Origin of the sequence: Nostoc sp. (assembly GCF_036919575.1) — a bacterium.
In the GTDB taxonomy this organism is placed as follows: Bacteria; Cyanobacteriota; Cyanobacteriia; order Cyanobacteriales; family Nostocaceae; genus Nostoc.
In genome coordinates this window covers 17,702-35,098 of record NZ_JBALBY010000063.1, presented here as the reverse complement: position 1 = coordinate 35,098, position 17,397 = coordinate 17,702, and the positions used below count along the sequence as shown (strand labels likewise).

Sequence of the window (17,397 nt, the reverse complement as noted above, 5' to 3'; positions counted from 1 at the left end):
ACCACCTCTGGGTTAGATACCGCAAGGGGTCTAATCTAAGTGGACTCGTTGAATCAAGAATCCCCGTCCGCGACGGTCGGGGAGTGTCAAATAATGCTCCTATATAAGGCTTAAGAAAGCACAGCCATGACAGATATTCGGCAGCAAATTGCCACACAACTGGATGCTTACAGCACTTTAGAAGCCCTGAAAGCGGCTGTTAGGGAATGGGTTAACACCTCAGACGGTAGCTTGGATACTTTAAAAAAAGTTCTGGAGACACACCTTGATCAAGATTACGACCTCAGCAGCGAGGATTGGCAGCAACTCCAGAAACAAGATTTGACTTTCATCAGTAATGACGCAACCAGAGAAGAAGATATGCGTCGATTGCAGCGATATCGGGAAACAGGTGATGGTATCCCACATGAACAGGTGGCTGCGTGGTTGGCAACTATCGGCACAGATAATGAGTCTCCATGTCCAAGGTAATTTGGCTACCAGAAGCACTCAGTGATCTTGTGCGACTGTTCGATTTTTTGAAATTGAAGAATGAAACTACTGCTTTTCAAGCTGCACAGGCAATTCGAGAGGCAGGTTTTAGCCTAGCTAATGTACCTTACAAAGGAACTGTTTTCGACGATGGCTCAGGACGGCGGAAGTTGGTGGTTCCATTTGGCAAATACGGTTATAGCAGTGGAAGCATAGATTAGGACATAATATAAAAAAATTACATGAAAACAAATGCCAGCATCCTATAGTTACGATTTAAGAACTAAAGTGATTAATGCGATTGATGGAGGAATGGGAAAAACTCAAGCAAGTCGCATATTTCAAATGAGCCGCAATACAATAGACACTTGGTTAAAGAAAAGAGAAGAAACAGGAGATTATCAAGGGAAAGTAGGATATCAAAAAGGATATAATCCGAAGATTGCGGATTTAGAAGAATTTCAGAGATTTGTGCAAGTAAATGGCAGCAAAACTCAAGCAGAAATGGCAGAAGCTTGGGCAGAACAGATTAGCGATCGCACTATAGGAAAAGCCTTAAAGAAAATTGGTTATACCCGAAAAAAAAACTTACGGTTATCGAGAAAGGGATGAGGAGAAAAGGCGAGAATTTCAGGACAAAATCAGCCAAAAAGAGTCCTTGGAGCTAGTCTACGTTGATGAATCAGGAATAGATAATCGAGAAGACTATGGTTATGGATGGAACCCCAAAGGAGAAAGATTTCACGATTTAAAATCAGGAAAAAGAAACGTCAGAGTTAGTATTATGAGTGCTTTATGCCAAGGAAAGCTAGTTGCTCCATTGACCTTTGAAGGTTCTTGTAATCGGTTAGTTTTTGAGAAATGGCTTGAAGAAAAACTTTTACCTGAACTGAAATCAGGGCAAACAGTTATCTTAGATAATGCCACTTTCCACAAATCTCAGAAAATTCGTGAATTAATTGAGTCTGTCGGGTGTGAACTTGAGTATTTACCACCCTACTCTCCTGATTTAAACGATATCGAACACTATTGGTTTCCCATCAAAAACCGAGTCAGAAAAGCAGTTGGTACTATTGAAAATTTTCGGGATAGAGTTGATACAGCTATTCGTTTAACGTCCTAATCTATACTTCGATTGCTATATGTGATTCACTACTTTTTGGAGGACGACACTGTTCTGATTTTACGTGTCTATCATGGTCGAGAAAATCGCCCTCATTAAAACCCCATATTTTAATGTTTGAGGTTCTGAAGCTTGATTAGTTAAAGATAATTAAGATACAGCAAAATCCGTGTATTGCCGTAGTTCAGATGGATGGAAACCCAAAACAATATCTTCACGCAAGATACCCGCTTCCAATAATGCCTCTGCTACTGGCTGGGAAGTACCATCATATTGAATCCACACTTTATCATTAATGATATCTATATGCACCACCGAACCATGTACACGCCGCACTCCATCCCAACCGATATGTAACACTTCGTAGTGATCTCGCTCTGAGTCAATGACAGCTTCAGTCTCTATTTGACCGTTAGCAGGCTTATGACTAGCATAGTCAAATATCAACTTACGAATAATTTCACGATACCGAGCTAGCTTATCCATCTAATAATCCTTTCTAGTTGCTCGTCAAAGACAATTTAATCTCGCAAAACTATTTTACAGAAGTGCGATGTTGCCCTTTGGCGGCGAAAACTTGGATAAAGCCCTTCTGTAGGGTTCATAAAAAAGCGATCGCTCTATAAAATCAAAGTGCGATCGCTATATTTTATACCTGTTCTTGAATCACTAAATATCCTGTTCGCTCAACTCGCGTGTGATGTGATCAAACGGTTCATCCACAAAAGCAGCATTAACCACACCTGCGGCTGCTACTTGTTCCTTAATCAGATCCTTGAGAATCTGGACACCGCGAACCGTCGGACCAATCGGCACTCCTAGAGAATTGTAAGTTTCCCGTAGCCCTTGCAGCACACGCTCATCCAACACATTCGTGTTGCCAGCAACCAGCGCATAAGTGGCGTAGCGCAAGTAGTAGTCTAAATCCCGAAGACAAGCCGCATACCGACGAGTCGTATAGGAATTTCCACCAGGACGAATCAATTCTGGCAGTTCTTCATATAACTTTGAACCAGCTTGCTTGACAAGGGCAGCCGCATTAGAATTTATCGCCGCCGCCGCTTGGACTCTTGCTGTACCACTGTCAAAGTAAGATTTCAGGCTATCGATCGCATTCCGGTCAAAATACCGGCCAGCTAGATCATAATTCTTAATTAAACTTGTTACCGCATCGCGCATTCCTTCTTCTCCCAATCATTGCTATTTATGGTTTGATATTTATTTGGCTGCACTTATGCACCAGTAAATTTTTGTGCTATTAAAAATAGATTCGGCACAAAAACGCTTTATCCACTACATAAGGATTTTATGCCAAAGTTGACCCCTATATGATGAACTTTCCAGTTTTGTACAGATGATCCCTGAAAGGTTAATATAACCTGAGAATCCAGATATCTGTAACATAGAATACAAAATTGGCCAATGTCTAGTATTTAAGATATTTCAGGTGTGTCACGGCTTGATTGAGATCAGCAGGGTTAGGATGCTTTGGAAGATTCTGGTATTACTTTAGGAAATTGGTAGAGAAGGAGTAACAATGACAACACCACAAGAAGTCTTGAAGAGAATTCAAGATGAAGAAATTCAGCTGATTGATCTCAAATTCATCGATACAGTAGGGACTTGGCAGCACCTGACACTGTACCAAAACCAAATCGATGAGACAGCATTCACTGATGGCGTACCTTTTGACGGTTCCAGCATCCGAGGTTGGAAAGCGATCAACGAATCGGACATGACGATGGTACTCGACCCCGACACTGCTTGGATCGACCCATTCATGGAAGTTCCAACGCTAAGTATCATTTGTAGTATCAAAGAACCCCGCACAGGCGAATGGTACAACCGTTGTCCACGGGTTATTGCCCAAAAAGCAGTAGACTACTTAGTTTCCACTGGACTTGGTGATACAGCCTTCTTTGGCCCTGAAGCTGAGTTCTTTATCTTTGACAGTGCTAGATTTGCCCAAACTGCCAACGAAGGCTACTACTTCTTAGACTCCGAAGAAGGTGCTTGGAATTCCGGTAAAGCCGGTACAGATAACAAACCCAACTTGGGTTACAAACCACGCTTCAAAGAAGGTTACTTCCCAGTTTCACCGACGGATTCTTTCCAAGATATCCGCACAGAAATGCTATTGACGATGGCGCAATTAGGTGTACCCATTGAAAAGCACCACCACGAAGTTGCGACTGGTGGTCAAAGCGAACTGGGTTTCCGCTTTGGGAAGTTGATCGAAGCGGCTGACTGGTTGATGATTTATAAATATGTCATCAAGAACGTTGCTAAGAAATACGGCAAAACCGTTACCTTCATGCCCAAACCACTGTTTGGCGATAACGGTTCGGGGATGCACACTCACCAGTCCATCTGGAAAGATGGCAAACCTCTGTTTGCAGGTGATAAGTATGCTGGTTTAAGTGAAATGGCGTTGTACTACATTGGTGGTCTTCTCAAACACGCACCGGCGCTGTTAGCAATTACCAACCCCAGTACCAACTCATACAAGCGCTTAGTACCTGGTTATGAAGCTCCTGTGAACTTGGCTTACTCCCAAGGGAACCGTTCTGCTTCTATCCGTATTCCTCTATCTGGCACTAACCCCAAAGCCAAGCGTTTAGAATTCCGTTGTCCAGATGCTACTTCTAACCCTTACTTGGCATTTGCTGCAATGCTTTGTGCTGGTATCGATGGCATTAAGAACAAAATCCATCCTGGTGAACCCTTAGATAAAAATATCTATGAACTCTCTCCAGAAGAACTAGCGAAGGTTCCTTCAACTCCAGGTTCTTTAGAACTGGCGTTGCAAGCACTGGAAAAAGATCACGCCTTCTTAACAGAATCAGGCGTCTTCACGGAAGACTTTATCGGAAATTGGATTGATTATAAGCTAAGTAACGAAGTTAAGCAGTTACAGCTACGTCCTCATCCCTACGAGTTTTACCTCTACTACGATGCTTAATTAAGTACCGTATCTAACTAAAATAGGACTTACGCAAAACTACACATTGTAGTAGGGGCAATTCATGAATTGTCCGTATCTGAAAATCTTTATTTTCGGCTATTGTTTGCGTAAGTCGTGTAAAAGTAATAAGTTTTGCCACCCTAGAGTCGAGGGTGGCTTTTTTTTCCAAAGTTATCAGTTGAGACATGCACTCAAAAATCAACCTTAAAACTATTGAAACTTAGCTCATGGAAGCATGGCTGGGGCCATAAATCATCCGAGCGCTAGCATCTACCTTCCCTTGAATCGGGTTCCAGTAGTAGGATGCTTCTTCAGGAAGACCAAGTTCTTGTGCAGCCCGCATCAGCATTGATTGTTGGCGATTCTTGACTTGCTGATGTTCACGCACCATTAACGCACGAGATTTATCTGCAATAGACATAACCATAGCCTCTCTATTTTCTGAATATATAATTTTTGGTTTTCTTACAAACAAATATAGCAAAAATTCTGTAACAATAGCTACTTTTTACAAAAATTTATATTTGGGCAAGAGTCCAATCAGTTGAATGATTCACCTGAGTTCGAGCATATGATCGATTCTTTCCCCGAAACTTACCATGAACCCTACTACAGGCATTACACTACTGATGACTTGGTAGAACGCTTGCACAGAGCCGGCTTTGAGAATATTAAGACGCAAGTCCATTTGATGAGCAAGTATTTCATTGCTCATAAGCCAGCTTGAGATCCCCCATTTCCTTTTCTTTAACTAAAATTCATCTAAAAAGACCAGATGTAAAATTTTGCATCTGGTCTTGGGTGTACAATGATTAAAAATGACTAAGATGATCTAGCAGATCCTTCTTAATATTTATTTCGTCGGGAGCCATCTGCGAGGAGAACGAACCAGGATGCAATACAATACGGTTCGGATAAGGTTTTTTAATGACACGCCGCTTATCGCAAAGACGCGATAAATCGCCGTCTTTACAATAATCAGTCCTCTGTAGAGACGGCGATTTATCGCGTCTCTTGCCTTAACCGAACCGTATTGGGGTGCAATAGTAGGTCAGAAATAGTAAGATTTATTACCAAGTGCAATAAAGCTACACTACTTGTGCGAATCCATGCCCTAGATCAGATCAGATGAAACGAAAGAGATTTTATGCTTCGGCAAAGGACGCTAAACAGGTGTCGGAGCGAAGATCAATTAGTTGCTGATGTAGATAACCAGCTACTCAATGTATGAGAAGAAAACCGATTGGGGAATAAAGTGAAGTTGCCTGAAGACTGTTTCCTCAACAAGCAAAATATCTGAATTAGATGTACTTGAGATTAACTGATAGCTTAAGTAACATCTATTTCTAGAGCAGTTGAGGATTGAGACGCAGAGCTTCCCAGCAATATAAGCAACAGTTGTGTAGCTAGCTTTTGCGGAGTTGGTGATGCTGTTGATCAAGGCACTTAATTTGATTTGCGTTTTGATCGCCAGGATTGACGCTAACTATATATACAAAGCTTGCAGCTGAAATACTAAGCGATCGCTGAAGATTTTCGGGTGTCAACTGTATATATCTTTACCAGAAAAGCTGTGTAAAAGATGTTAGCACAACAGCCGGTTTTCTGATACTTTGGTTCTTTTGGGAAAAGAGGCATTACCCGAAGGTAATTAAACCACAGCATAGATATTTCCGAATTTTTACGTTATTTCTCTACGCCCACTACCGCGATGACGTGGCGCATCATCTGGATTTTGTTCAGATGCTGCCGACAGCCACTGTTCCGAAGCAGGCGTGGAAGGAAGCCCATAGGATGAGTGATTGACCATTGCTTGGCAGTTATAAGCTAAGGGGCCGAACACCAGACTCGATACTAAAAGTGAAATGGCAGCACGCATAGAAGATGTCTATTTTGGAACTCTCCACTTCACTGATACTTAGCTTTTTAATGAATATCCGGACAAATCATCAAAAAGTATTCTGTTTTACTGAAAATAAACTCTTCTTATCCTTTGTTTAAATGTTCGACTAATAACCAATTACCAAAGTGATTCTGACGACCCCACAATGTGACTAATTGTTCGTGGGGATAAGCGCCTAATTGCTGGTCGATATGCGATCGCAAAGTCACAAGCTGCCAATTTTGCCCTTGATATGCGGCTGGTGCTGTGACAGTGAATCTGTATTCCTGTTGTGACAAGCGGTAGAAAATGCCTTTGAAACAGTTACTTTCCCGAATTAATGCCTTGGATTCAGGGTACTTATTCCCCGATGGGAAAGGGCAATCGCCACTAATTGGATAGGCTTGGGGGTTATTTAAGTAATACAGTTGCCAGTGCCGCCAATCCGAATGATTGGGTGGAAGATTAAACAAAGGAATAATTAGCGTTTTTGAGCGATTATCTGACAATAAAGCTGTTTGCAGCGCCCTAACAGGTAAATCTCTCGGCTGGCAGTTTAACTCAACACACATCGCTGCTGCCATCCCTGCTGCTTGACCAATGCCCATAACCACAGGTTGTAATCTGGTGGCGCCATTGGCAATGTGGGAGACAGAAATATTTTTTTCACAGACCAAGAAACCATCTGTTGTGGCTGGAATGAGACAACTGTAGGGAATTGTAAAGGGAGTCCCAGTCCAACGTCCTCCCCAGCGAATAGATTTAGGTTGCAGTGGGAATTGAACACCAGGATAATGATGATCGTTGGCGTAGTTACCAACTGCGATCGCTTCTCCTGTCGGAGACGCTTCTCTACGAGAGGCTCCGCCAACGCGAACGCAAACGCCTGCCGTAGGATGCCCGAAGGGCTGTAGGGCGAACGCATCATAAAATATAGATGAAACTCTACCTCCAGCGATCGGCAAAATATCCTGTTCTCGGACAGTAGTTAGCCCCACTAAGCGGCGGCTTTCCCGATAATATGGATGCAGTGCAAAAGCTGTAGGGGTGTGAGGAAATACTTTTTTTGCTAAACCATAACGACGACCAAGCTGTTTTTGGATAAAATGGGCAAAATTTTGGCTATGCCAGCGAGATTCCTGGATGAATTCACCTCTGGATACATCTGACTCTATCAGTCGCCCTACTCCTTCGGCGTAGTCATTGCCACAGATTGGCCAATTAATCATAAATAGACCACCGGGCAGGCGTCCGTAATTCAAAAATGTCTCTGCTCCATAGCCATCCCAAGCACCTGTAAACTGGGATGGATTATAGTTAGGGGCAGCCGGAATTTCTGGGGCAACGGCTTCACCAAAGTCCTGCATAATCACTACCGAAGTGGGCGCTTGCACAGGATATCTCTGGGTTAAAGAGTTAAAAGTCACTGGGGCGCTGGGTTCTCCCCACTCAGATTGCAATTCCCAGCCCCAACGGTAAGGTATTTCAGCTAAAGCCAATAAATCTCCTAATTCTGTGCCATCGAGAATAATTTTGGCTGTGACAGCAAAATCAGCAAAGCGGACACCAGTAATAGAATCACCTTGTCGGTAAACATCTATTGGCACTTCCCCTGAAATCCAGTACAGATTGGGCAATTCCTGCACCCAATCTGCAAAAATCTCTGCCCCAATCCGAGGATCGTAACTAAAAAAGCTTACCCAGCTGTTATCTAACCCTCCGGGCTGTCGCTGTCGCAATTCCTGCAAAAAGGCACCCCATAACCCCGTTTGAAAGGCTTCTAATTCGTTGCCATCGGGTGCAGATACTCCAGCCGAAGTCAGCATCCCTCCCAACCAAGGAAATTCACTCACCAGAATGGTTTTGGCTCCCCGTCGCGCCGCTTGGATAGCAGCCGCAGTGCCTCCGGTTCCACCACCGACAACTAAGACATCAGCTGTGTATGTCTGATTAACCATTGCTTCACCTCACTGGAGTTTGGACATATTCTCTCCAGATAGCTTGGCATCAGACAAGATAATTTATATTATTTTTCGGATACTGATCATTAAAGGTTCTCAGACGAAACTGGTAGGAGGTAACGGAGAACTTATTTTAAGTGGATATGAATAAATACAAGTTGTATATACATCTGAAGATAGAGGTTGTGGTATATTTTTGTATTTAAACTTAAACAAATCTAAATTCTATGGATTGCTACTATTTAAGTAGCATCAAAGTATTATGTTGATTAATTGTTTTAAATATAATGATAAATTAAATGTAAATCAAGGTAGCAATGTCTCAAATGTTGAGATAGCACTTTTTATAGATCAAATCAAAAGTAATATCTGGCTATTTGGTATTCCATCTTGGCTTTACGGAATAACCGATAGAAGCATAGCTGCATTTGCTGATGGTTATCTATCTCCTATAGAAATATTTCAGCTATTTACAGCCTCTTTCTTTTTTGTGAGTTGGCTATATCTCAAGCCGGAGGAAAGCTTCAATAGAAATGATTTAATCCCCAGCCAATATCAAGAATATCTCGCTCGTACTCAAGCTAACAAGCTTCAAATAAAAAAGCTTCACATGATTAGTCAGGAGTATATTTTACCGTTTCCTTATATTTGCCAAATCTATCATCTATTGAACTTAAAACATTTAGAAACAGTTCATAGGTTTAGCCTTAATAATCTTAAGATTCTTAATATTAGCCACTTTCAAACTACAAACATCGGTGGAATAATTAGATTTGAAACAATATTAGATTCGCCAGCTAATCCTCTGAGGATTTGGCGACAGCCGACTGTGGAGGTAGATTTAATATTACATACTCCCTACACTATTGAACTGAGTATTCCAGTCTACAATCAGAAAAGAATAATTGTTATATTTTATGCTTTTCCCTTAAATGACTCAGAACATCACCTATTTATAGAAATTTATAGTGACCTAGAGTGGCCAAAGCCATTATTACAAATAATATTGCATTTTGCTTCTTGTTTGACACTCTTTGAAGATTTGCCCTATCTCAGAGCTTTAGATGATAAAAATATAGGGCGTTTATTCAACTTAAGTAGGACTTCAAATCACGAGACTGCGTTGCTATTTAAAAGGTTCGTTGAGCTATATGGTTGGAGTGGAGAAGCAACTAAATTACTTGAGGGAAGGGAAGAGGAAGAGAGTTAGGAGTTAGGAGTTTGGAGAGACGCGATTAATCGCGTCTGTACAGGAGTTTGGAGTTATAGCAATTCTGTATGAAGATGCGCTAAACCATATTTAAGTACAAGAAAGAAAAACGAACCGCAAAGGAGAGGCAGCGCGGTCTTGGGGGTCTCCCCCATGAGCGACTGCCGTCGCAAAGGACACAAAGAAAGAAAGAAAGAAAGAAGTTAAAAGGGTTTGGCGCAGCCTCACAAAGAAATGGTATTAGGAGTTAGAAATTTTAAACTCATAACTCTTGATTTGATTTAGTTAGGCTCGTGCTAGTAATGGAGCAGCAGCTAATAAGGTTTTGGTATAAGGGTGCTGAGGATTAGCAAAAATAGTTTTTGTCAGACCGAGTTCGACAATTTTACCGCCATTCATCACGGCAATGCGATCGCACAAAAATCTCGCTAACCAAAGATCATGAGTGATGAACAGATAAGTTAACTCAAACTCTTCCTTTAATTGCAACATCAAATCTAGCACTTGCGACTGCACACTGGCGTCTAACATACTCACGGGTTCATCGCAAATCAGAAGTTTCGGGTGAGTAATCAAAGCACGAGCGATCGCAACTCGTTGCTGTTGTCCACCAGACAAATCTGATGGATAACGCTCATAATACACTTCTGGCGGTGTTAACCCAACTTTCTCTAGCATCCACAAAACCTGTTCTTTTGCCTTAGCAGGATTGGCAAGATTGTGGATAAATAAAGGATCAGCGATACTTTCTCCCACTGTCATCGCTGGATTGAGACAAGCATGAGGATCTTGAAAAACCATTTGTATTTGCCGCCGTGAAGAGCGAATTTCTTGACGCGACAGTTTAGTTAAATCCTGTCCTAAAAACTCAACTTTGCCACTAGTGGGACGAATTAGTTGCAAGATTGTTCGTGATAGCGTACTTTTACCACAACCTGATTCGCCAACTAAGCCGAGAATTTCTCCTGGATAAAGATCCAAGTTGATACCATCTACTGCTTTAATTGTCTGCGCTTGTGTGTTAAACAGTCGTTCGATCAAGTTAGGTTCTATGGTGTAGTATTGCTTCAGTTCTGTAACACTCAAAATTGGGGATTGCTGATTAATAATCGGTAATTGCTTTTCTGCGTCATTGACAATTATTAATTCTCCATTATCTTTTACTGCTTGAATGTGTAAAGCTGCTTTTAAGAGCGATCGCGTGTATTCATGTTGAGGGTGTCTAAATACGGTTTCTGTAGAACCCATTTCGACCATCTTGCCGTTGTACATAACGCCAATGCGATCGCAATATTCAGCCACCATCGCTAAATCGTGAGAAATCAGCAGCAATCCCATGTTTTCTTCACCGCACAGGCGAGTTAATTCTTGCAATATCTGCGCCGATACTGTGACATCTAAACTAGTGGTGGGTTCATCAGCAACAATCAACTTGGGATTGAGGAGTAAAGCTAAGGCGATCGCCACCCGTTGGCGCATTCCACCGCTAAACTCATGAGGATACTGATTCCAGCGACTAGCTGGAATATTCACCTTTGCCAAGGTAGCAAGTGCTTTTTCTTTGGCTTGACGCGTTGATAATTCTGGTGAGTGTGCCTGAAGGGTTTCGATACAATGCTTACCAATCGTCATCAGTGGATCGAGGCGTGTCATCGGATCTTGAAAAATTAACGCGATCGCTTCTCCGCGAAACTTCCGCAACTGGTTAGGCATCAAGTCAAACACCGACTGTCCTTGAAATATCACCCGTCCCTCAACACGACTAGACGCTGGTAGTAAACGCATTACTGCCCGTCCGATAGTTGACTTCCCACAACCCGACTCTCCCACCAATCCCATTCTTTCACCTGGTTGTAAAGTGAAAGATACATCATCAACCGCCCAGCTTGCTTCTTCTCCACTCCTCTGAGGATAGGCAACTTGCAGATTTTCGATACAGAATAAGGCTTCACTCATATTTAGTTATCAGCCCTGAGCTACCAGCTTTTATAATTTCAAATTTAAGATAGTCTATCAGATTAGTATTAAACCTCCGTTGTGCGAACATCTTTTATTGTCTTAGCGTAGGGTCACAGAAAAAGCTCATGCGTGTCAACTTAACGTGAAAGTTAGTCTAGAAGCAGCATTTAGAGATTATCTCGTTCCCAGTCTCCGACTGGGAATGCCCGTCGTTGAGGCTCCGCCTCAAGACTTGCAGCAGAGCCGCAATTGAAGAGCATTTCCAGCAAGAGGCTGGAAACGAGATTTTAAAAGGGTTTTGGCTTAAGTTGACACCAATGAGCATTGCTGTGCCCCTACCATCTGTTGCGTCAGAACGAGAACTGCTATATCCGTTCATATTATCGGTTTTATATTTAATAAAGATTTAGCTGATTAATTCACCCATTTGTGCGAGGTAATTAGCAAGCGAATAAGTATATTTTACTTATATCAGATACCACAAGATGGTTGGAAGCAGCATTCACACAACAGATGTATCAATTATGTTAAACCTGATATTCACCGGATGTATAAAAATAAAACCCTTGGTAGTTTCAACAGCTTTTTTCCTGGCTTTACAGACTTGTGCCAATGCTCAACAAGCCTTTCCTAGTTTGACTCCAGCACAAGCTCAACATTTATCCCGTGACTTAGTTCCATATAACTCTCAAGACTTTTTTAGGCAAGGAAAAGATTCGATTGAGAGAGAAATTCCAATTCTTAGGCAAAGCAAACTGCGCTCAATTAAACCTGTTCTTAAGATTGATTCAGTACCGCAGATCAAAAGACCAGATACCCAGCAAAAACTCTAACATCTTATTATCTAAGTAAGAATCATCATCCTTCTATAGGAATCATATTTGATTTTTGAAATTATTTGCGTAGACAGGGAGTGGGAAGTGGGGAGTAGGCAGTGGGGAAGAAGCCTTTTCGGGGTGTACTGATTTTTTTCAAAAATCAAATACCAGTCCTATATGACACCTTAGATCGCTACTTATTATACTGTTATAGCGTTTACTAATCATAAGCTAATCGTCATTCATTTTTCCCTAATAATTCCTTTGTAATAAGGGCTTCAGCCCTACTTTTATGCAACTTAAATGCTCATTAGCTTACAAGGTACATCATAGCCCCCTCTCGAAGAGCGGGGAGGCAGGTGGTTTCATACAACCAGAGAAAAACCAAAACTGGGTTTCAAAGCCTCTCCCCCCGTGGGGGAGAGGAATGGAAGCGGGGTAAAAATCCATGCTACAAAACCAGAAATCACGACTTATGTATTTTTCTTTTTTCGTATGAAACCACCCTGCTCTCGAAGAGTGGGGAGGGGGTTGGGGGGTGGGGTTCAGTACCTATTCAACCGAGAACCGCTATAATTCTTGAGCTATAGCGCCTAAAGCACACCCACAGGTATCAGAACAACTCTGCTACCTAGTAACAGAGTTTTTGTGTTTTTAATAAACTTTGCAACACAAATTTACAATGTTAATCGTCTAGCAAACTCATCAACGCCTGAATTTCAACGTCTTGCGGCTCTGACAATTGACCTTGTAACTTTAATAATTGATTCTGTAATCCTTCTGCTACATAGAGCATATTAGATTCTTGGGCAATTTTTAGCTGATTTTCTTTAATTTTGATTTGTTTAAGCAAGTTGTTTTCAACATGAATTGAAATTGAATTGTAATGTTGAGCAATCATAGCTTTACATTTCTTATCAATCTATAGAGTGCAATTAAATTTACCACCTACGTATTATTCCACACTTCTCTCATTTTTTAAATATCTGGTGATTTAATCTTCATTTCTCGTAGTGTTTACGGGTATGGCGTTTCTTCTTGCCAGAATAGTATAGTTTCTGTTTTTCGAGGTCTTTTAGGCATTGAACCGGACGCTTAATGCCATTTTGCTCTATTTTCACAAGCAGGAGACTTTTAACGATAAATCCTCAAATAACAAAACTGCATAGTTTTTGCCACAGTTCAATTCTCAATAGTTTGGAAATATTGGCTTAATACGCTCAGGACTTACGCAAACAATAGCCCAAACCCTGATTTTACGGTAGGGGTAATTCATGAATTGCCCCTACGCTGTGTAGTTTTGCGTAAGTCCTAACACTATGTCCATATTTTTATCGGCTTTTATAAAAATGGAAATCATGATATAAGATTGGTTGACTTAGTGTTAATTTTTAGATGACACACATTAACTAAGTTTAGGGGTTTAAGTCCCCTGCTTTAAAAGCCAGCCCGTTTTGGGTCGGGGTCTCTCTTACCAAGTTGCACAAGAGGGGAGACCCCAAGACCGCAATGCAGCGCTGTCTTGAGAAATCGCTCCTCTTGGGGCTTTGCCCAAGACCGCGTTTCTCGCTAAATCCCCGCTCCCTTAACTTACTTGCGACTGCGAAAGAGCGACTTGCGACTTGCGACTTGTTTTAACTTGTTTGTTATTTCACCGAGTCTTTTAGAGATGTTAAACATTTTTTTGTCAACAATATGAACTTAAAGTTTCTAAAGAGAAACATTTTTACATTTGTAAAAATTCTATCTACAATGCTTATAACAAGCGCAATTGGATTAGAATCGTGGAATATTTATGCAGTAATAACTAATAGTAATCTACCAAGCAGCCTTAATCCAATTTTTTGGATTGAGCGTTTTGCCATGACGAGCCATTTTATCGAAAGCATTATAGCAGCTTTTTATGCAACTTCAAGAAAAAAGACGCCAATAAAATATGCTACTTATACTTTTTTTGTAGGCACAATTGGGTTGTTAGAACTGTTCTCTCAAGAGAATGACTATTAAAGAAGTCGGAAGTCGGAAGTCGGAAGTCGGAAGCGTTGCCCTGAGCTTTGTCGTTCGCGCAGCGTCTCTAAGAGTTGGGTGCAGTTTTGTAACGGGGATAAAGACAAGAGCCACAAAACTTGCGGCTTGTTAGTTGGCGGGGACTTAAACCCACCGAATTTTGTTAAGGCTTCTCCGCAAGAGTACGCGCAGCATCTCGCAGAGAAGAATTCTTTATTAAGTAATTAGTCCCCGATTACAATCCAAGTTCAGCAAACACCTCTGGAGAGAACATATCCCACAATACCTGGAAATATGGCATTAAAGTTTCTGCTTCTTGAGAAGTCAAGCTAATGTTTATTTCTTGTCTTAGCAAATGTAGCATTTGACGAACTACTTCCCACTGCACTTTTAATCGGGGATAGAGCATTACACATAAGGGAAATAACTCTTGTTGGATAGCTCCACAGCTTGTTTCTAAAGCACATACCCACAGGTATATTTGAAACATCTCTACATCCCGAATAGTAGAGGTATTAACTATTGGATTACTTAATGCACCAGACATTGAGTTGTAATTTGGATAAAGTTCAATTACTCTTTGGGAAATCCTCTTAGCAATTTGTGTACTAATTGGTAGCAACTTTTGCACTGCGGATAATGCTACAGAATTAGAATCATGGTTAGCTGCTGCTTCATAAGCACGTTGCAGTGGCATATACAAATGGTCGTCAATCACTTTAAAGTATGTACCAATAAGTGATTGTTCTATTGGCTCAAGTGATTGCATGAGCATTTGACTTGTGTAATGAAACTGCATACTTACAAAGCCAATAACTCTAGGGTCATTACTTGTATATTTCTTTCTGAGCTTTCCTATATCCGCACCAATTACTGTAGCCAGCTTGCTAGGAGCCACTTGTTCTGTATAAACATCTAATGCCTGTTCATAAAGTGGATTCTCTGAGTCAACCAGGTTCCTTACCAAAGAAAGAGGTTGTGATGTTGTTTGTTGAGTATATACATCCAAAGCTTTTTGGTAAATGTTAAAAGAATCTCCGGCGATTTCCCACGGATTAATTAGGTTTAAGTCTATGCCATGTTGTTTAATTTCTTTTGATAATAAGTCCTCAGTTTTATTCCAGGCTCTAGCACTAACACTTCGCAAAGACTCTAATATTTTTTGAGCAGTTCTCTTTCGTCCCTCTGGTGATACTATCTCTGATAAATTAGGGATTTCTGTTTTTTCTGTCCTATCAGTATCAACCTTGAGATTCCCTATATATTTTTTAGCCCATTGTTGTGCTAAAGATTCAACGACCGTCTTATTTCCTTGACTAGAAACTGATCTTAAATGATTTGCGGGAAACTCTTTCACAATAGCCATTAATTATATCCTCATAAAGATGCTTCGGTTTCAAATATTAACATTATTTTAATTTGATGAAGATATTTTTTATACAAAAATTGGAGTTCTAATTCTATGTATGACGGTTATCAAGTGTTTTAGTATTAATGTATATATCTGGCGTGTTGAATAAATAAAGTTTTTATAAACAAGTATTATTACTGATAAAATAGTCAACAAATATAAGTAGAGAGGTACGAAAACACCAAACTATGTAAAGATAAATAAATACAGAAAATGAGAAAACTAAAAATAGCCTTATTAACTAAAGGTCATTAAGGCGATCGCACCCTACGTAAAAAAGTTCTATGTTATGACATCTATGCTACTAAGCAAAAGTCAGTTCGGGGGGTTTCCCGATGTCGGTTACAGGTAAATCTGACAGGCAGAAGGGAGTATAGTTTGTATAGTTAGCTTTTTACTGAAATTTTAGTTTGACACTAAGGAATTAAAAAATGTCCACAGATACTGACATAGTTGCTTACGTTCAAGAAAATGAATTTGATATTGTTTTAAATGGAAGTGAAGAGAAAGTCGTTGTTGTTGACTTTACTGCTACTTGGTGTGGCCCCTGTCGCCTGATCAGTCCGTTAATGGAGCAACTCGCTCAGGAATACAAAGGTCGCGCTAAAGTCATTAAGGTAGACGTTGACAGCAACAAGCCGATTTTCAAAAAATTCGGTCTTCGCAGTATTCCGGCGGTTTTAATTTTCAAAGATGGTATTTTAGCAGAAACCATCGTGGGAGTTTCTCCTTACGAGCAGTTTAGCGACGCTGTTCAGAAGCTTGTTTAGCTAAAAAACCAGTTTCATGACGTCAAGTTGGGCAGTATTGTAGGTGATATTGGCGCTATGAGCTACGCGTGGCGCGGCAAAAAGTCACGTTCCTGGTAAATTTCGCAAACGCTCATCCAAATGAGTCCGGTCTGCCAAAACCTTTAACAGCGGCCCATGTGAACTAAATTCTACAATACTGACCGACGCAACAGGGCATCCCAAACGAAAACGGAAGCGTCCGACATCAATCCCCAGCAAACTAGACAGAATAATTCTGATAGTTGCTTTGTGGGAAACCACTAACACATTGCCACTGCTGTAGAAACGCTTGATTTCTTCAATTACCTGCATAGCGCGAGAAGCAATTGTAACTGCCATTTCTCCATCAGTTGGCGCATTCCAAGCTGGATCGGCTAACCAGCGAATATAATCATCGTGATATTCACGGCTAATTACTTCTGGCGTTTTTCCTTCCCACTTCCCATAGTTAATTTCCTTTAAACCATCTCGGAATTGTGGTTCTATCTCTATTGCTGCACATAAGGGTTTTGCTGTCAATATAGTTCGCTGCATTGGACTAGAAAATATTGCTGTCCAAGGTGTAGAACTATATGCGTCTGCAAAAGCCTTTGCCATCTCCAATCCTTCTGGGGTAAGTTCTGAGTCTATGGAACCGCAAAAGGAATTATTGCGACTGCATTCTGTCTGTCCGTGACGGAGGAAATAAATAGTTAGGCTCACGGTATATCTTGTAGATTTTCAATTTCAGAGCTATAACAATCAAATGTAGTTGAAGATAGTTAATGCCCGTGCCATAATACTACAATTTTATGATATT

18 protein-coding genes and 1 pseudogene are annotated in these 17,397 nt (G+C 40.9%); 9 read left to right on the top strand and 10 right to left on the bottom strand.

Annotation, left to right across the window (positions count from 1 at the left end):
* Nucleotides 1-126: 126 nt before the first annotated feature.
* From V7K27_RS16840 to V7K27_RS16830, 3 genes are all read left to right on the top strand, one after another.
* Entirely contained in the window at nucleotides 127-471 is a 345-nt protein-coding gene (locus V7K27_RS16840; protein ID WP_334949126.1) for a hypothetical protein, read from the top strand.
* On the top strand, nucleotides 459-692 hold the full coding sequence (locus tag V7K27_RS16835) for a type II toxin-antitoxin system RelE/ParE family toxin (protein WP_334949125.1): 234 nt from the start codon (nucleotides 459-461) through the stop codon (nucleotides 690-692). The genes V7K27_RS16840 and V7K27_RS16835 overlap by 13 nt, the downstream gene beginning before the upstream one ends.
* Before the next feature lie 31 nt (nucleotides 693-723).
* Nucleotides 724-1,594, top strand: a protein-coding gene (locus V7K27_RS16830) for an IS630 family transposase (RefSeq protein WP_334949123.1) whose coding sequence is annotated in 2 segments (ribosomal slippage) — nucleotides 724-1,032 and nucleotides 1,034-1,594 — 870 coding nt in all. Because the reading frame shifts where the segments join, the coding sequence is not laid out codon by codon here.
* A gap of 150 nt (nucleotides 1,595-1,744) precedes the next feature.
* Here V7K27_RS16830 and V7K27_RS16825 read toward each other — a convergent pair.
* Nucleotides 1,745-2,080 carry a XisI protein gene (locus tag V7K27_RS16825; RefSeq protein ID WP_334949121.1) on the bottom strand — a complete coding sequence of 112 codons (336 nt, stop codon included), beginning with the start codon at nucleotides 2,078-2,080 and terminating at the stop codon, nucleotides 1,745-1,747.
* 183 nt (nucleotides 2,081-2,263) lie between these two features.
* Nucleotides 2,264-2,773, bottom strand: coding sequence for an allophycocyanin subunit beta (gene apcB, locus V7K27_RS16820; protein ID WP_334949119.1), 510 nt, complete (start codon nucleotides 2,771-2,773; stop codon nucleotides 2,264-2,266).
* Between the two features lie 358 nt (nucleotides 2,774-3,131).
* Between apcB and glnA the strand changes: the two genes are divergently transcribed.
* The gene (gene glnA / locus V7K27_RS16815) at nucleotides 3,132-4,556 is read left to right on the top strand and encodes a type I glutamate--ammonia ligase (protein WP_334949117.1); all 1,425 of its coding nucleotides are present in this window, start codon (nucleotides 3,132-3,134) and stop codon (nucleotides 4,554-4,556) included.
* A 223-nt stretch (nucleotides 4,557-4,779) separates the two neighbouring features.
* Here the strand turns inward: glnA and V7K27_RS16810 are convergent, their stop codons facing one another.
* Nucleotides 4,780-4,980: a hypothetical protein gene (locus tag V7K27_RS16810; protein ID WP_292764189.1), complete on the bottom strand. Its 201-nt coding sequence runs from the start codon at nucleotides 4,978-4,980 to the stop codon at nucleotides 4,780-4,782.
* 111 nt (nucleotides 4,981-5,091) lie between these two features.
* Between V7K27_RS16810 and V7K27_RS16805 the strand changes: the two are divergent.
* Nucleotides 5,092-5,286, top strand: a pseudogene (locus V7K27_RS16805) (SAM-dependent methyltransferase); the annotation flags it as partial.
* Nucleotides 5,287-6,074: 788 nt separating this feature from the next.
* On the opposite strand, the gene V7K27_RS16800 reads toward V7K27_RS16805, so the two are convergent.
* From V7K27_RS16800 to V7K27_RS16790, 3 genes are all read right to left on the bottom strand, one after another.
* Nucleotides 6,075-6,224: a hypothetical protein gene (locus V7K27_RS16800; RefSeq protein WP_334949114.1), complete on the bottom strand. Its 150-nt coding sequence runs from the start codon at nucleotides 6,222-6,224 to the stop codon at nucleotides 6,075-6,077.
* Between the two features lie 16 nt (nucleotides 6,225-6,240).
* Nucleotides 6,241-6,438, bottom strand: coding sequence for a heterocyst-inhibiting protein PatX (gene patX, locus V7K27_RS16795; RefSeq protein WP_334949112.1), 198 nt, complete (start codon nucleotides 6,436-6,438; stop codon nucleotides 6,241-6,243).
* A 107-nt stretch (nucleotides 6,439-6,545) separates the two neighbouring features.
* Nucleotides 6,546-8,399: an FAD-dependent oxidoreductase gene (locus V7K27_RS16790; RefSeq protein ID WP_334949110.1), complete on the bottom strand. Its 1,854-nt coding sequence runs from the start codon at nucleotides 8,397-8,399 to the stop codon at nucleotides 6,546-6,548.
* A 265-nt stretch (nucleotides 8,400-8,664) separates the two neighbouring features.
* Here V7K27_RS16790 and V7K27_RS16785 point away from each other — a divergent pair, with 265 nt between their 5' ends.
* Nucleotides 8,665-9,612: a hypothetical protein gene (locus V7K27_RS16785; RefSeq protein WP_334949108.1), complete on the top strand. Its 948-nt coding sequence runs from the start codon at nucleotides 8,665-8,667 to the stop codon at nucleotides 9,610-9,612.
* Nucleotides 9,613-9,897: 285 nt separating this feature from the next.
* Here V7K27_RS16785 and V7K27_RS16780 read toward each other — a convergent pair whose 3' ends face one another.
* The gene (locus V7K27_RS16780) at nucleotides 9,898-11,568 is read right to left on the bottom strand and encodes an ABC transporter ATP-binding protein (RefSeq protein ID WP_334949106.1); all 1,671 of its coding nucleotides are present in this window, start codon (nucleotides 11,566-11,568) and stop codon (nucleotides 9,898-9,900) included.
* 527 nt (nucleotides 11,569-12,095) lie between these two features.
* Between V7K27_RS16780 and V7K27_RS16775 the strand changes: the two genes are divergently transcribed.
* Nucleotides 12,096-12,404, top strand: coding sequence for a hypothetical protein (locus V7K27_RS16775; RefSeq protein WP_334949104.1), 309 nt, complete (start codon nucleotides 12,096-12,098; stop codon nucleotides 12,402-12,404).
* 670 nt (nucleotides 12,405-13,074) lie between these two features.
* Here the strand turns inward: V7K27_RS16775 and V7K27_RS16770 are convergent.
* The gene (locus tag V7K27_RS16770; protein ID WP_334949102.1) at nucleotides 13,075-13,290 is read right to left on the bottom strand and encodes a hypothetical protein; all 216 of its coding nucleotides are present in this window, start codon (nucleotides 13,288-13,290) and stop codon (nucleotides 13,075-13,077) included.
* A gap of 794 nt (nucleotides 13,291-14,084) precedes the next feature.
* Between V7K27_RS16770 and V7K27_RS16765 the strand changes: the two genes are divergently transcribed.
* Nucleotides 14,085-14,396 (top strand): hypothetical protein, encoded by a 312-nt coding sequence (locus V7K27_RS16765; protein WP_334949100.1) that lies wholly within the window; start codon nucleotides 14,085-14,087, stop codon nucleotides 14,394-14,396.
* Nucleotides 14,397-14,631: 235 nt separating this feature from the next.
* Here V7K27_RS16765 and V7K27_RS16760 read toward each other — a convergent pair whose 3' ends face one another.
* The gene (locus V7K27_RS16760; protein ID WP_334949098.1) at nucleotides 14,632-15,762 is read right to left on the bottom strand and encodes a hypothetical protein; all 1,131 of its coding nucleotides are present in this window, start codon (nucleotides 15,760-15,762) and stop codon (nucleotides 14,632-14,634) included.
* A gap of 476 nt (nucleotides 15,763-16,238) precedes the next feature.
* Between V7K27_RS16760 and trxA the strand changes: the two genes are divergently transcribed.
* A complete protein-coding gene (trxA, locus tag V7K27_RS16755; RefSeq protein ID WP_334949096.1) occupies nucleotides 16,239-16,577 on the top strand; it encodes a thioredoxin in 339 nt (112 codons plus the stop codon).
* 84 nt (nucleotides 16,578-16,661) lie between these two features.
* On the opposite strand, the gene V7K27_RS16750 is transcribed toward trxA, so the two are convergent.
* A complete protein-coding gene (locus V7K27_RS16750) occupies nucleotides 16,662-17,300 on the bottom strand; it encodes a histidine phosphatase family protein (protein WP_334949094.1) in 639 nt (212 codons plus the stop codon).
* Between the last annotated feature and the right edge of the window lie 97 nt (nucleotides 17,301-17,397).

Coding starts and splice junctions, on each gene's coding strand:
- V7K27_RS16840 (WP_334949126.1), top strand. CDS start 127: ATGACAGATATTCGGCAGCAAATTGCCACACAACTGGATGCTTACAGC.
- V7K27_RS16835 (WP_334949125.1), top strand. CDS start 459: ATGTCCAAGGTAATTTGGCTACCAGAAGCACTCAGTGATCTTGTGCGA.
- V7K27_RS16825 (WP_334949121.1), bottom strand. CDS start 2,080: ATGGATAAGCTAGCTCGGTATCGTGAAATTATTCGTAAGTTGATATTT.
- apcB (WP_334949119.1), bottom strand. CDS start 2,773: ATGCGCGATGCGGTAACAAGTTTAATTAAGAATTATGATCTAGCTGGC.
- glnA (WP_334949117.1), top strand. CDS start 3,132: ATGACAACACCACAAGAAGTCTTGAAGAGAATTCAAGATGAAGAAATT.
- V7K27_RS16810 (WP_292764189.1), bottom strand. CDS start 4,980: ATGTCTATTGCAGATAAATCTCGTGCGTTAATGGTGCGTGAACATCAG.
- V7K27_RS16800 (WP_334949114.1), bottom strand. CDS start 6,224: ATGCTGTGGTTTAATTACCTTCGGGTAATGCCTCTTTTCCCAAAAGAA.
- patX (WP_334949112.1), bottom strand. CDS start 6,438: ATGCGTGCTGCCATTTCACTTTTAGTATCGAGTCTGGTGTTCGGCCCC.
- V7K27_RS16790 (WP_334949110.1), bottom strand. CDS start 8,399: ATGGTTAATCAGACATACACAGCTGATGTCTTAGTTGTCGGTGGTGGA.
- V7K27_RS16785 (WP_334949108.1), top strand. CDS start 8,665: ATGTTGATTAATTGTTTTAAATATAATGATAAATTAAATGTAAATCAA.
- V7K27_RS16780 (WP_334949106.1), bottom strand. CDS start 11,568: ATGAGTGAAGCCTTATTCTGTATCGAAAATCTGCAAGTTGCCTATCCT.
- V7K27_RS16775 (WP_334949104.1), top strand. CDS start 12,096: ATGTTAAACCTGATATTCACCGGATGTATAAAAATAAAACCCTTGGTA.
- V7K27_RS16770 (WP_334949102.1), bottom strand. CDS start 13,290: ATGATTGCTCAACATTACAATTCAATTTCAATTCATGTTGAAAACAAC.
- V7K27_RS16765 (WP_334949100.1), top strand. CDS start 14,085: ATGAACTTAAAGTTTCTAAAGAGAAACATTTTTACATTTGTAAAAATT.
- V7K27_RS16760 (WP_334949098.1), bottom strand. CDS start 15,762: ATGGCTATTGTGAAAGAGTTTCCCGCAAATCATTTAAGATCAGTTTCT.
- trxA (WP_334949096.1), top strand. CDS start 16,239: ATGTCCACAGATACTGACATAGTTGCTTACGTTCAAGAAAATGAATTT.